The sequence below is a fragment of the Kitasatospora sp. NPDC085464 genome (genome assembly GCF_044541955.1).
Classification (GTDB): domain Bacteria; phylum Actinomycetota; class Actinomycetes; order Streptomycetales; family Streptomycetaceae; genus Kitasatospora.
Map to the genome: position 1 here is coordinate 1 of NZ_JBITTM010000071.1, position 13,711 is coordinate 13,711.

The 13,711-nt window shown below is 74.1% G+C and carries 10 protein-coding genes; 6 read left to right on the plus strand and 4 right to left on the minus strand.

The window, feature by feature from the left end; all coding sequences use genetic code 11:
* The 3 genes from ACIGG8_RS39005 to ACIGG8_RS39015 all read left to right on the plus strand — a co-directional run.
* A partial coding sequence (locus tag ACIGG8_RS39005; protein ID WP_360262577.1) for an electron transfer flavoprotein subunit alpha/FixB family protein occupies window positions 1-278 on the plus strand: 278 nt, incomplete at its 5' end.
* A gap of 329 nt (window positions 279-607) precedes the next feature.
* Complete coding sequence (locus ACIGG8_RS39010; protein ID WP_396553339.1) at window positions 608-2,029, plus strand: acyl-CoA synthetase; 1,422 nt, start codon at window positions 608-610, stop codon at window positions 2,027-2,029.
* Between the two features lie 357 nt (window positions 2,030-2,386).
* Entirely contained in the window at window positions 2,387-3,274 is an 888-nt protein-coding gene (locus tag ACIGG8_RS39015; protein WP_396553340.1) for a C40 family peptidase, read from the plus strand.
* A 162-nt stretch (window positions 3,275-3,436) separates the two neighbouring features.
* Here ACIGG8_RS39015 and ACIGG8_RS39020 read toward each other — a convergent pair whose 3' ends face one another.
* Complete coding sequence (locus ACIGG8_RS39020; RefSeq protein WP_396553341.1) at window positions 3,437-4,351, minus strand: ribokinase; 915 nt, start codon at window positions 4,349-4,351, stop codon at window positions 3,437-3,439.
* Window positions 4,352-4,772: 421 nt separating this feature from the next.
* Here ACIGG8_RS39020 and ACIGG8_RS39025 point away from each other — a divergent pair, with 421 nt between their 5' ends.
* Both ACIGG8_RS39025 and ACIGG8_RS39030 read left to right on the plus strand, forming a co-directional pair.
* Window positions 4,773-5,840 (plus strand): NUDIX domain-containing protein, encoded by a 1,068-nt coding sequence (locus ACIGG8_RS39025; RefSeq protein ID WP_350526170.1) that lies wholly within the window; start codon window positions 4,773-4,775, stop codon window positions 5,838-5,840.
* A 164-nt stretch (window positions 5,841-6,004) separates the two neighbouring features.
* A complete protein-coding gene (locus ACIGG8_RS39030) occupies window positions 6,005-6,886 on the plus strand; it encodes a DUF4184 family protein (RefSeq protein WP_396553342.1) in 882 nt (293 codons plus the stop codon).
* Here ACIGG8_RS39030 and ACIGG8_RS39035 read toward each other — a convergent pair.
* A complete protein-coding gene (locus tag ACIGG8_RS39035; RefSeq protein WP_350526172.1) occupies window positions 6,862-8,226 on the minus strand; it encodes a dipeptidase in 1,365 nt (454 codons plus the stop codon). The two genes, ACIGG8_RS39030 and ACIGG8_RS39035, sit on opposite strands and share 25 nt — an antisense overlap.
* A gap of 273 nt (window positions 8,227-8,499) precedes the next feature.
* On the opposite strand from ACIGG8_RS39035, the gene ACIGG8_RS39040 reads away from it, so the two are divergent.
* Window positions 8,500-9,765, plus strand: coding sequence for a geranylgeranyl reductase family protein (locus ACIGG8_RS39040; protein WP_396553343.1), 1,266 nt, complete (start codon window positions 8,500-8,502; stop codon window positions 9,763-9,765).
* A 179-nt stretch (window positions 9,766-9,944) separates the two neighbouring features.
* Here ACIGG8_RS39040 and ACIGG8_RS39045 read toward each other — a convergent pair whose 3' ends face one another.
* Together ACIGG8_RS39045 and ACIGG8_RS39050 are read right to left on the minus strand one after the other, a co-directional pair.
* Complete coding sequence (locus ACIGG8_RS39045) at window positions 9,945-12,248, minus strand: glycosyl hydrolase family 18 protein (protein WP_396553344.1); 2,304 nt, start codon at window positions 12,246-12,248, stop codon at window positions 9,945-9,947.
* 180 nt (window positions 12,249-12,428) lie between these two features.
* On the minus strand, window positions 12,429-13,415 hold the full coding sequence (locus ACIGG8_RS39050) for an ArsR/SmtB family transcription factor (RefSeq protein WP_396553345.1): 987 nt from the start codon (window positions 13,413-13,415) through the stop codon (window positions 12,429-12,431).
* Window positions 13,416-13,711: the final 296 nt, after the last annotated feature.

Below are 13,711 nucleotides of genomic sequence, written 5' to 3' on the forward strand. Positions count from 1 at the left end.
CCGTCGGCGCCTCCCGTGCCGCCGTCGACGCCGGCTGGTACCCGCACAGCAGCCAGGTCGGCCAGACCGGCAAGCAGGTCTCCCCGCAGCTGTACATCGCGGCGGGCATCTCCGGTGCCATCCAGCACCGGGCCGGCATGCAGACCTCGAAGACCATCGTGGCCGTCAACAAGGACCCCGAGGCCCCGATCTTCGAGCTGGTCGACTACGGCGTGGTCGGCGACCTCTTCGAGGTGCTGCCGCAGCTCACCGCCGAGGTGAAGGCCCGCAAGGCCTGATCCCGCGGGAAGGTTCGGAGGGCGTGGTGCCGGGTGCTCGGTGCCACGCCCTCCGTCGTCGTCCCCGGAGCGCGGCGGATGGTGCCGGGGCCCGTAGAGTCGGCGCAGGCGTGACGTGCGGGCATGAGCCGATCTCATGTCGTGGCCATGAGCCGAGCTCATGTCGCAGGCATGAGTCGAGCTCATGAGCCGGACGTGCGACGCGCGGGGCATGAGTCGAGCTCATGAGCCGGACGTGTGATGCGCGGGGCATGAGCGGACCTCATGGGCCGGACGTGTGATGCGCGGGGCGTGACGTGACGGCGTGGGACGAGGGCGAGGACGGTGGCATGGCACTGCTGACGGCACTTCAGGGTGGTTTCGGCGACGCGGCGGACGCGCTGCGGATCGACGGCAGGGCGCTCTCCCGGGAGGAGTTGCTGGGCGCGGCGACCGCCGTCGCGGATCGGGTGGCGGGCGCCCCCGCGTTGGCGGTGCTCGCCCGGCCCACCGTCGAGACGGTCACCGCCGTGGTCGGCGGCCTGCTGGCGGGCGTCCCGGTGGTGCCGCTGCCGCCCGACTCGGGGCCCAAGGAGCGCGAGCACATCCTGCGCGACTCCGGTGCGGCGCTGCTCGCCCACGCCGTCGGGGAGGCGCTGCCCGAGGGCGGCTCCGCCGAGGGGCTGCCGGTCGATCCGCTGCGGCGCTCCGCCGCCACCCACGCCGAACCGACCGCGGACTCGACCGCCTTCGTGCTCTACACCTCGGGCACCACCGGCGCGCCCAAGGGAGCGGTGATCCGGCGGGAGGCGATCGCCGCCGACCTCGACGCCCTGGCCACGGCCTGGCAGTGGACCGCCGAGGACACCCTCGCCCACGGCCTGCCGCTGTTCCACGTGCACGGGCTGCTGCTCGGCGTGCTCGGCGCCCTGCGCACCGGCAGTCGGCTGGTCCACACCGGCCGGCCCACCCCGGCGGGGTACGCGGCGGCCGGCGGCAGCCTCTACTTCGGGGTGCCCACCGTCTGGTCCCGGCTGGCGGCGGACCCGGAGGCGGCCGCCCGGCTGGCCTCGGCCCGGCTGTTGGTCTCCGGCAGTGCGCCGCTGCCGGTGCCGGTGTTCGAGCGGCTGGCCGCGCTCACCGGCCACGCCCCGATCGAGCGCTACGGGATGACCGAGTCGCTGATCACCGTCAGCACCAGGGCGGACGGCGAACGGCGCCCCGGGAGCGTCGGCCTCCCGCTGGAGGGGGTGCGCACCCGGCTGGTCGGCGAGGACGGCGCACCGGTGCCGAACGACGGGGAGACCGTCGGTGAGCTGCAGGTCTCCGGTCCGACGCTGTTCAGCGGCTACCTCAACCGGCCGGACGCCGACGCCGAGGCGTGGACGGCGGACGGCTGGTTCCGTACCGGCGACGTCGCGGTGATCGGAGCGGACGGCTTCCACCGGATCGTCGGCCGGGCCTCGGTGGACCTGATCAAGAGCGGCGGCTACCGGATCGGTGCTGGCGAGGTGGAGGCCGCGCTGCGCGACCACCCGTCGGTGGCCGACGCGGCGGTGGTCGGCGTGCCGGACGAGGACCTCGGACAGGCGATCGTCGCGTACGTCATCCCGGACGGCGCCGTGACGGGGGAACAGCTGACGGCCTTTGTGGCGGATCGGCTGTCGGTGCACAAGCGGCCGCGCCGGGTCGTGCTGGTGCCCGAACTACCCAGGAACGCACTGGGAAAGGTGCTGAAGAAGCAGCTGCTGACGGAGGCCGCGGGTCGGTGATGAGGGGGCGTCGGACGCCCCCTGCGGTGACGGGTCCTCACCCTGATGCGCCGTCGGCGCCAGCGCCGGCGGCCCTTCCTTCCATTGGCGCACTCCACTGCGCGCCGTGAGCGGACGCGTGCCTAACGTGACGGGCAGGCAGAATCGAATCCCCGGGTGACACGTCGCGGCTCCCGGCCGCAAGGCCGGAGGCCGCGAGCGTCGGGCGGGGATCTGCCGAGCCGTACCGACCGGTGTCGCCGGGACGTACGGCGGGTTCGAAGCAGTTCCGCAGCCGCCCGCCCGGCGGTAGTCCGCAGCGAGCCGCGCGATCCGCAGCGACTCGCAGAGACCGCAGCAGTGAAGGAAGTCAGCAGTATGACCACCGTCAACACCGGCGCGCCGGATGCCGCCGACGAACCGACCGCGCAGCAGGTTGCTGCCACCACCCGTTCCCCCCGTCCGTCCCGGGCCGCGCGGCTCCGCCGGGGGATAGGCATGGTGGCCGTGATCGCGACCGGAGCGGGTGTCCTCGGCCTCGGCACCGGTGTGAGCCCCGCGGCCGCCGAGACCGCGCCGGCGCACGCCGGCTGGGACGGCTCGCGGTACTGGTTCAAGAACAGCCAGGGGCAGTGGCGCTGGACCTCGCACTACGACGTCTACCTGGCCCGGACCGGAGGCGGGACGAAGTCCTCGGGCGCGTCGTCGAGCGGCACGAAGTCGAGCGGGGGGATCAAGCAGGGCTGGGACGGTTCGCGCTACTGGTTCCGCAACAGCAAGGGCGAGTGGCGCTGGACCTCGCACTACGACGTCTACCTGGCGCGGACCGGGGGCGGCTCCTCGTCGTCGGGTTCCTCCGGCTCCTCGGGCTCGGGTTCCTCCGGCGGCTCGGTGGCCGCGGACCCGGACGTCGAGACCGCCGTGCAGTACGCGCTCGCGCAGCTCGGCAAGCCGTTCAGGACGGCGGGCAACGGGCCGGACGGGTACGACTGCTCGGGCCTGGTGCAGCAGTCCTTCAAGCGCGGCGGCATCAGCCTGCCGCGGGTCGCCAACGACCAGTTCGCGGCGACCACGCCGGTCAAGGCGAGCCAGCTGCGTCGCGGTGACCTGCTGTTCTGGTCGCCGGACGGGACTCCGCGGGGCATCCAGCACGTGGCGATCTACCTGGGCAACAATCAGTACGTCGAGGCCGCGCGGCCGGGGACCAACATCAGGATCTCCAGCATCAGCAGCGGCTACTACCCGGCGTACATGGGCCGGCCGTAGCGGCTGCCGCGGGCCCGGGGTCCGCAAGTCCGGAGGTCGGGGGCGTCCGGTCGGGCCGGCGCCCCCGGCCTGCGGCTGGTCGTCCGGGGCCGGCTCGGTCGTCCGGGGCGGTCTCGTCCGGGGTCCGGTCGTCCGACGCGCGGTCGGAGGTCCGTCCCGCGGTCAGAGGTCCGTCGGGCGGGGGAGGGCACCGCGGGCACCGAGGGCGGTGACGGCGAAGGCCCCGGCGGCCACGGCCGTGGCGGCAGCGGCGCGGAGGTCGCTGCCGCGCGCGAGCTCGGCGGCGAGTGCGCCGCAGAAGACGTCCCCGGCCCCGGTGGTGTCGACCACCCGGACGGCCGGGGCGGGCAGTCGGTCGTACCGTCCGTCCGCGGCGACCAGGACGCCGTCGCCGCCGAGGGTGATCACCGCGCCCTCGGCGCGGGTGGCGAGGTCCCGGGCGGCTTCGGTGACGTCGGCGGCCCCGGTGAGCTGGCGGGCCTCGACGGCGTTGGCGATGACCAGCGGCCGCCGCCCGGTCGGGCCGACGTCCGGCAGCTGGCCGGCCGGAGCGGTGTTGTGCAGCCAGCGGGTGCCGCCGGAGGGGCCCGCGGCGGGCAGGGCGGCGGCGGTCGCGCGGATGCACTCCGCGGGGACCTCGTTGCTGGTGAGCACCACGTCGACGGGGAGGAGCCGGAGGCGGCTCAGGGCCGCGGTCACCTCGTCCGGGGTGAGGTGCGCATTGGCGCCGGGGACCACGACGATGCTGTTCTCGCCGGCGGGGTCGACCATGACGATCGCCTGACCGGTGGGTGCGTCGGGGTGCGTGAGCACGGAGCCCGTCTCGACCTCCGCGCCGTGCAGATCGGCGAGCGCCGCCTCGCCGTCGGAGTCGCGCCCGATCTTGGCGACCAGGTGCGTCGCCGCGCCCATCCGGGCCGCCGCGACCGCCTGGTTGGCGCCCTTGCCGCCGAAGCCCCGGGTGGCGGCGTCGGCGAGGACGGTCTCGCCGGGGGAGGGGAGCACGGGGCAGCGCAGGATGCGGTCGGTGTTCACCGATCCGATGACGACGACTCGGCCGACGGGCAGCAGCTTCATCGTTCCTCTGTACGCGCCGGGGCGTCGGCGGCGCAAGCGGGCGGGCGCAGCGGGCGCAGACCGGGGCGCAACCCGGGGCGCGGACCGCACTGCAAGCCGCCGTGCAGGCTGGGGCGCATGAGCCGGGTGCGGTGACGCGGGGCGGGTGTGCACAGGAATCCGGCCCATCCGATCTCCTGTGCGTGAGCAGTGGTGAAGGGGTGCAATTTTGATGTAGACCGGTCTGCATATTTCCGACCTCGGGCGCCTGGCCTGGGCACATGCCGCTGTCACGGGGCAGACCGGGGCGCACGGACGGGCGCGGTGGGGAGGCATGGGGAGCGGCGTGACGCGGGTACCACCACGGGTGGCGCTGGTTCGGCCGACGGGGGCGCTGCCCGATGCGATCGGCATCGGGGGAAGTCGAGGGGCAGGGGACGTTGTGATCGTCTGGGTCAATGGCACATTCGGGGCGGGCAAGACGAGCGCCTGCCGCGAGCTGGTGGAACTGCTGCCCGGGAGCGTGCTCTTCGATCCCGAGCAGGTGGGCTTCGGTCTGCGCCGGATGCTCCCGGCCGACCGGCTGGCGACGGTGTCCGACTTCCAGGACCTCGCGGCCTGGCGCCGACTCGTCCCCGAGACGGCGGCAGCACTGCTCGACGAGGTCGGGGGCCCGCTGGTGGTCCCGATGACGCTGCTCAGGGAGGACTACCGGGACGAGATCTTCGGTGACCTCGCCTCCCACGGGATCACGGTGCACCACTTCGTCCTGGACCCAGAAGAAACGATCCTGCGCGAGCGCATCGCCAACCGGGAGGAGTGCCCGGGCGACCCGGAGGCCAGCGAGCGGGTCCGGACCTGGTGCCTGGAGCACCTGCCGCGCTACCGCGCCGCCCGTCGCTGGCTGGTCGGGGACGCCCGGATGGTCGACACCAGCGAACTCACGCCGCGGGAGACCGCCCTCCGGATCGCCGAACTGGTCCGAGTCGGCGCCGCCCGCTGCCCGATCGTCCAGAGCCCTGACCCGACCGGGGACACCGTGGCCTCCGCCGTCCTGTTCTTCGACGAGCAGGACCGCGTCCTGCTGGTCGACCCGGTCTACAAGCCCGACTGGGACTTCCCCGGCGGCGTGGTCGAGCGCGGCGAGGCCCCCACCGACGCGGCCCTGCGCGAGACCGCCGAGGAACTCGGCCTGCGCCTCGACCCGTCCGGGCTGCGCCTGCTCGCCGTCGACTGGGAGCCGCGCACCGGTCCGCGCCGCGGCGGTCTGCGGCTGGTGTACGACGGCGGCTTGCTGGACGCGGCGGGCCGCCAGAACCTGCTGCTGCAGCAGGAGGAGCTGCGCAGCTGGCGCTTCGTCACGCTGGACGAGGCCGCCGAGCTGCTGCCCCCGAGCCGCTACCGGCGTCTGGCGGCCTCCCTGGACGCCCGGCGCAGCGGTGAGCTGCGGTACCTGGAGGCGGGGTGCCGGGTGGCCGTCGGGCTGGCGAGCGCGGCGGACGCGGCGTAGTCGGCGGCTGCGACCGAACCGGTGGCTTGCGCTGCGGGCGGGGTGGCGGTCGGCCGGCCCGGTGCAAGGACGGCCCGGTGCCGGACGGCTCGGTGCCGGACGGGCCGGTGCCGGACGGGCCGGTGGGTTGGCCGGGCCGACGGCGGGGGCGCGAGGATGGGGGCATGCCGTTCACACTGAGCCACCCCGCCGCCGTCCTGCCCCTGCTGCGCCGGGCCGGGGCGCGCGGGCCGTTGGTCGCGTCGGCGCTGGTCGCCGGGTCGATGGCGCCCGACGTGCCGTTCTTCGCCGAGTCACTGCTGCCCGGGGTCTACGGCCACGGCGAGCTGACGCACAGCTGGTGGGCGGTGCCGACGCTGGACGTGGCGATCGCCGGGGCGCTGGTGGCCGGCTGGCACGGGCTGCTGCGCGGACCGCTGGTGGCGCTGCTGCCCGAGCGGTGGGCGGGCGGTGCCGAGGCGTTGACGCACCGCCGCGCCGCCACCACGGCGGGCACGGGCACGGGCGCGGACACCGAACCGGGCGCGGGCGCTGGTGCCGACGCGGTGTGGTTCGCGGCGTCGGCGGCGATCGGCGCGGCCACCCACGTCGGCTGGGACGCGTTCACGCACGGCGGCCGGCTGGGCGTTCGGCTGCTGCCCGTACTGGACCGGTCGGTGGCCGGTGTGCCGCTCTATGAGGCGCTGCAGTACGGCAGTTCGGCACTCGCCCTGGTGGCGATGGGCGGCTGGGCGGCGCGGGCGGTACGGGCGGTCGAGCCGGTGCGGCCGGCCGTCGGGCTCGCGCCCCGGACACGGCGGACCGCCGTCGCGGTGCTGGGCGCGGCGACGGCGGCCGGGGTGCTGCACCGGCTCAGCCCGCTGAAGCGGAACCTGGTGCCGGAGGTGTGCTTCGGCGCCGGCGCGGGGCTCGCAGTGGGCGCCGTCGGGTACGCGGCGGCGGTGGCGGCCGCCCGCCGGCTGCGCGGCGGACGACCGGGGCCGGGGCCGGGGACCGCGAGCAGCCCCGGGCCCGACGTCCGTCAGACGGAGCGCAGTTCGGCGTAGCGGCGCAGGAAGAGGGCCTCGGTGAGGGCCATCCGCTCCAGCTCCTGCGGGTCGACGCTCTCGTTGACCGCGTGGATCTGGGTGGTCGGCTCCTCGACGCCGATCAGCACGATCTCGGCCTGTGGGTACAGCGAGCGCAGCGTGTTGCAGAGCGGGATCGAGCCGCCCTCGCCGGAGGCCACCATGTCGGTGCCGAAGGCCTCGGCCATGGCCTCGCCCATCGCCTCGTACGCCGGGCCGGTGGTGTCGGCCCGGAACGGGGAGCCGCAGCCCTGGCGCTCGACGGTGAGGTCGGCACCGAGCGGGACCTGCGCCTCCAGGTGGGCGACCAGCGCCTCCTGGGCGGCGGTGGCGTCCATGCCCGGCGGGACGCGCAGGCTGATCAGGGCCTTGGCGGCGGCCTGGACGGAGGAGGTGGCGCCGATCACCGGCGGGGCGTCGATGCCGAGCACGGTGACCGACGGGCGGGCCCACAGGCGGTCGGCGATGGTGCCGGTGCCGGTCAGCGCGACGCCGTCGAGCACCTTGGCGTCGGAGCGGAACTGCTCCTCCGGGTACTGCACGCCCTCCCAGGTCTGGTCGGCGCTCAGCCCGGCGACCGCGACGTCGCCGTTCTCGTCGTGCAGCGAGGCGAGCATCCGGACCAGCGACTGCAGCGCGTCCGGGGCGGCGCCGCCGAAGGCGCCGGAGTGCAGGTTGCCGCCCAGGGTGGTGACCGAGGCCTCGACCACCGTCATGCCGCGCAGCGAGGCGGTCACCGTGGGCAGACCGGGGGCGAAGTTGCCGGTGTCGCCGATGATGATGGCGTCGGCGGCGAGCAGCTCGGGGTGGGCCTCGGCGTAGCGCTCCAGGCCGCCGGTGCCCTGCTCCTCCGAGCCCTCCACGATGATCTTCAGACCGACCGGGTAGGCGTCCCCGTACACCTGGCGCAGCGCCCGCAGGGCGGTCAGGTGCATCAGGATGTTGCCCTTGCAGTCGGCGGCGCCGCGCCCGTACCAGCGGCCGTCACGCTCGGTCAGTTCGAAGGCGGGGCTGAGCCAGGCGTCCGCGTCCAGCGGCGGCTGGACGTCGTAGTGCGAGTAGAGCAGCACGGTCGGCGCGCCCTCGGGGCCCGGGAGCTCGGCGTAGACGGACTGGGTGCCGTCCGGGGTGTCGAGCAGCTGGACGTTGGTCAGGCCCTCGGCGGCGAAGGCGTCGGCGACCCAGCGCGCGGCCTTCTCGCACTCCTCGACCGGGAACTGGCGCGGGTCGGCGACCGACGGGAAGGCGACCAGCTCGGCGAGGTCGGTGCGGGCACGGTCCATCAGGGACCGGACGGCGTCGGCCAGGGGCTGTGACATCGGGGCTCCGAGGGGATGCGTCCGCCCGCGGGATGCTGCGGGCAGAGGGGGCGGTTGGGGTACCGCCGATCATAGGCGGAGCGGGTTCCGGGGCTCGGGGGCCGGGGGTTCGGGGGCCGCGGGCCGGGAGCCGGGGGCTCGGGGCCCGCGCGGTCGGGCGCGGTCGGGCGCGGTCGGGCGTGGTCGGGTGGCCGGAGCCGTGCGGCGGGTTCGTGAGGACGCTCGGGCGGTGCTGCGTCCGGCGGGGCGGGCGGACGCATAGGATTGCTCGACGTGACTGACTCCGGAAGCTCCGATTCCCGTAGCCCGCTCGACAGCCCGAACGACGACGAGACGGCTGCGCCGCTCGGCGACCCGGCCTCGCCGCCGGACGGCGTCTGGGACGTCGTGGTGGTCGGCGCCGGACCGGCCGGCTCCTCGGCCGCCCACGCGGCCGCCGCCCAGGGCCGCCGGGTGCTGCTGCTCGACAAGGCCGAGCACCCCCGCTACAAGACCTGCGGCGGCGGCATCATCGGCCCCTCCCGGGACAGCCTGCCGCCGGACTTCCGGCTGCCGCTGCAGGACCGGGTGCACGCCGTCACCTTCGCGTACGACGGGCGGTACACCCGGACGCGGCGCTCCCAGCGGATGCTTTTCGGCCTGGTCAACCGGGACGAGTTCGACCTGCGCCTGGTGCAGGCGGCCAAGGCGGCCGGGGCGGTGCTGGTCACCGGAGTGACCGTCACCGGTGTCGAGCAGCGCGGCGGCGAGCACCGCACCGCGCTGGTGACGGCCGCCGACGGACGCACCTTCGAGGCCCGCGCGGTGGTCGGCGCGGACGGCAGCGCGAGTCGGATCGCCCGCCACGTCGGCGTCACCTTCGACCAGATCGACCTCGGCCTGGAGGCGGAGATCCCGGTGACGCCCCAGGTCGCCGCCGACTGGGCGGGCCGGATCCACCTCGACTGGGGCCCGCTGCCCGGCAGCTACGGCTGGGTGTTCCCGAAGACCGAGACCAGCAGCCTGACCGTCGGCGTCATCTCGGCACGCGGCGACGGGGAGCGCACCAAGCAGTACCTCGCCGACTACATCCGGCGGTTGGGCCTGTCCGGCTTCACCCCCAGGGTCGAGTCCGGGCACCTGACCCGCTGCCGGGCCGAGGACTCGCCGCTCTCCCGCGGCCGGGTGCTGGTCGCCGGGGACGCGGCCGGACTGCTGGAGCCGTGGACCCGCGAGGGCATCTCGTACGCGCTGCGCTCGGGCCGGCTGGCCGGCGAGTGGGCGGTGAAGGTCGCCGAGGCGGGCAACGCGGCGGAGGTGCGTCGCGAGGCGCTGAACTACGCGTTCGCCATCAAGGCCGGGCTGGGCGTGGAGATGCGCGCGGGCAAGCAGCTGCTGGGCGCCTTCGAGCGGCGGCCGTACCTCTTCCACGCGGCGGTCAGCCTGGTGCCGGCGGCGTGGCGGGCCTTCGCCCGGACCACCCAGGGGCACACCACCTTCGCCCAGGTGCTGCGGCAGAACCGGGCTGCGCGCAAGCTGATGTCGATGGCGTCGCGGTAGGGCCCGGCGCCCGCGGGCGACGCAGGGCCGGTGCACCGGTGCGGGGCGGGTGTTCCTCCCGTGGTGGAGGAGCACCCGCCCCGTTCCTGTTCCGTTCTCGTGGCGTGGCGTGGCGTGGCGTGGCGTGGCGTGGCGGGGTGGTCGGCTTCGGGCGCTCGGTACCGGGGCGCCGGTACCGGCTACCTGAGGCCGCTGTCGAGGGCGGTCATGAGCGTGCCGGACGGGGTGTCGCCGGACATCTCCCAGATCATGCCGCCGAGCAGGTTCTTCGACTTGAGGTAGTCCGTCTTCTGGGCGATCGACCAGGCGTCGTCGAAGGTCCACCACTGGCCGCCGGCTCCCGTGTAGCCGTACGTCGCAACCGACTTGGGGTCGTGGTAGACGGTGAGGCCGGGCACACCGGTGATCAGGTTCTGGTACCCGCGGGTGCCGGCCTCCTCGGCGAACTGGCCCGGTGCGGCCCCGCTCGCGGACTGCCAGACGCCCTTCGCGCCGCCGTCCGCCACGCCCTGCCAGCCGCGTCCGTAGAACGGGAAGCCGATGGTGAGCTTGCGCGGGTTGACCCCGGCGTCGAGGTAGGTCCGGACGGCCGCGTCCACGCTGAAGTGGCTGCCGTACGGGTCGTTCGGGTCCGGGAAGAGGTTGGCCTGGTGGCCGGTGCGGTCGGGCTCCCAGGAGTTGTCGCTGCCCGAGCCGTGGAAGTCGTAGCCCTGGACGTTGGCGATGTCCAGCGAGCCGAAGATCCCGCCGAGGTCCCAGCCCGCGGCGACCTTCGCCGGGTCGGCCGGGGTGAAGGCGGTGAGCAGCTTGTGCGAGCCGCCCGTCGCGTCGAGCTGCTTGCGGAACTCGGCCAGCAGCAGGGTCAGGTTGTCCTTGTCGGCGGCGCTCCAGTGGTTGCCGGCGTGGCCGTCGCCGGAGCCGGGCCACTCCCAGTCGAGGTCGATGCCGTCGAAGATCCCGGCCGCGACGCCGTCCCCGCCGGCGCCGTTGTAGACCGGCAGGTTGCCCTTGATCCAGGTGTCGACGCAGGACTTGACGAACTTCCGGCGGGAGGCGTCGGTGGCGGCGACGTCGGAGAAGTACTTGGAGTACGTCCAGCCGCCGAGCGAGACGACCACCTTGAGGTTCGGGTACTTGGCCTTGAGCTTCTTCAACTGGTTGAGGTTGCCGCGGAGTTTGCCCCAGCCGTCGTCGGCCACGCCGTCCACCGACTGGTCGGCGCTCATCGGGCGGGCGTAGTCGGCGTCGGCGTCACCGGCTCCGGTGCCCTGGTCCGGGTCCTGGGGGTTGGAGGTGGTGCCCCTGGTGACGCCCGCGAGGCAGGTCAGGTTGACCGGATCGATGTTCTCGAAGGCGTAGTTGACGACGTCCAGCTTGGCGGCGCTGCCCGAGGTGTCGAGGTTCTTGACGAAGTACTGGCGGCCGTAGATGCCCCACTGGACGAAGTAGCCGACCCGGGCGTACTTGCCGGCGCCGACCAGGTCCGAGGTGGTCGCGGTGAGCGGGGCGGAGGCGGGCGAGGCGTTGTCGGCGGCGTCGCGGGCCTTCACCGTGAAGGTGTAGGTGGTGGACGGCGAGAGGCCGCCGACGGTGGCGGTGAGCGTCTTCCCGGTGACCGTCGCCACCGGGGCACCGCCCTGGTAGACGTCGTACGCGGCGACCCGGACGTTGTCGGTCGCGGCGTTCCAGGCGAGCGTCACGTCCGTCGAACCGACCGCCGTGGTCCGGAGGCCGGTCGGCGCAGTGGGCGGAACGGGGTCGGTGGACGGGTCGAAGGTGGCTGCGGTGACGGGCGCGCTCGACGGGCCGGTGTTGCCGCGGCTGTCCCTGGCGCGGACGGACAGGGTGTACGAGGTGGCCGGGGTGAGGCCGGTGACCAGGGTGCCGGTGGTCGGGCTGGAGGCGAGGACGGTGCTGCCGTTCAGCACGTCGTACGAGGCGACCGGGAAGTCCCCGCCGGTGGCGGCCGGCCAGCTCAGGGCGAGCGTGTGCGCGGTGGACTCGGTGACCGTCGGGGTGCCCGGGGCGGACGGCGGGACATCGGGGGTGCCGTCGCACTTGTCGCCGTTGATGCGGCAGTTGAGCGGGGTGGAGACCGGGCCGCTGCCGACGAACCAGAAGCTGTACGGCTCGGTGGTGGCGTGGGCGTTGACGGTGGAGTTGTAGAACGCGGCGACCACGCTGACGTGTCGGCCGGTGACCGTGGCGGTGCCGTTGTAGCTGTTGCCGATGGTGACGCCGGCCGGGAGGTCGAACTCCAGGGCCCAGCCGGACACGGCGGTCACGTTGTCGTTGTGGACGACGTAGGTGCCCTGCCACCAGGAACCGTTGTCGGCGGTGGTGAAGGTGGCGGTGAGCCTTCCGGCGGCGTTCGCCGGGGCGGCGAGCGCGGTGAGCGTGGCGAGGGGGAGGAGCAGGACAGCGAGCAGTGCGAGCAGTCTGCTGCGCACGCGCGGGCGTCCGGCCCGGGATCGAGCGGACATGGTTCTCCCTGTGACTGTGGGGGTTGGAACAGGGGGTGTAGAACCGGGTTTGATCCGTGCGCGATCGGCGCCTGCGCCGTGGGGGGCGAAGGCATGGGAACTGTAGGAGGACTGGACCAATGCGTCAACAGGTCTGTACCACGCTCGTAGGCTGGTCGCCCCGTCAGCCGGTCGCCCGCGTCATCCGTTCGTGCCCGTCAGTTCGTCCCCGAGCGGGCTGCGTCGGTACAGCACCGAGCGGCCGTGCCGGGCCCGGGTGACCAGGCCGGTGGCGGCGAGGACGGATAGGTGCTGGCTGACCGCTCCCGGGGTGACGCCGAGGCGGTAGGCGAGGTCTGTGGTGGAGGCGGGTTCGGCGAGCAGGGCCAGCAGCCGGGCCTTCGGTGCGCCGATCAGGGCCTCGACGGCCTGCGGCGGCACCGGCGCCCCCCGGCCGGCCATGCCCGCCTGTCCGCGCGCCGGGTAACTGATCTGCGGCGCACGGTCGTTGCTGATCATCGTGATCGCGCCGCGGACGAAGAACGTCGGGCACAGCACCAGGCCACGCCCGTCAACGGGGGTCTCCACGTCCCCGTCCGTCCAGTTCCGGTAGATCGACAGGACGCCGTTCTCCCAGTGGAGCCGGTGGTCCAGGTCGGCGAAGAGCGCCGCCGCGCCGTGCTGGGCGAGCAGCCGGGCGCGGTAGACCAGGTCGGCCTCCAGCACCGCGCGGGCCTGCGGCCACCAGGCGGGGGCGAGACACACCTCCCAGTACTCCTCCAGCGCGTCGCAGATCCGCGCCAACAGCCTTTCCGGGCGGGCGATTCCGGTGGCGATCCCAGTCGGCAGCCGCCGGCCCTGGGACAGGAAGGTCTGCTCCATCTCGGCACGCAACTGCTCCGGCGGGAACGCGCGCACGGTGGCGATCTCGGCGCGGAAGTCGGGGGCAGGGGAGACCGGGCGGGGCGTCAGGAAGTCGGGGACGAAGCGGTTCTCGGCGACGAGTGAGAGCAGCAGGCGGGAGTCCAACCGCTCGAAGGAGGGCCTGAGCTGCTCGAAGGCCCGGGTCTGGAGGTGGTAGACGCCCGGGTGGGTCCACATCCGCAGGCTGAGCACGGCCTCGTGGATCGGGGAGACGGCGAACCAGGTGGTGGCGAGGTCGGCCAGGCGGAGGGTGAACCGGTGCACGGGGGCGTCCTTCTGCCGGGTCCGGCCGGACCTGCAGTGCCCGACTCTGATTTAGCCATAGCCTAAAGGAGTACCCGGGCCGCTCCGGCAAGCGGTGAGATCCACGCATGACCACCTCGACGGCGGAGTCCTCCGCATCCCCCCGTGCCGTGCCCGAACCACCGGCTACCTCCGACACCGCTGCCGTGCCCGAAGGAGGCGCCGTGGCACCCGTGGGTCCTGCGGAGGCTGTGGGCCCCGTGGAGGCTGCTGTGGGTCCTGCGGAGGCTGCTGTGGGTCCTGCGGAGGTCGTGGGT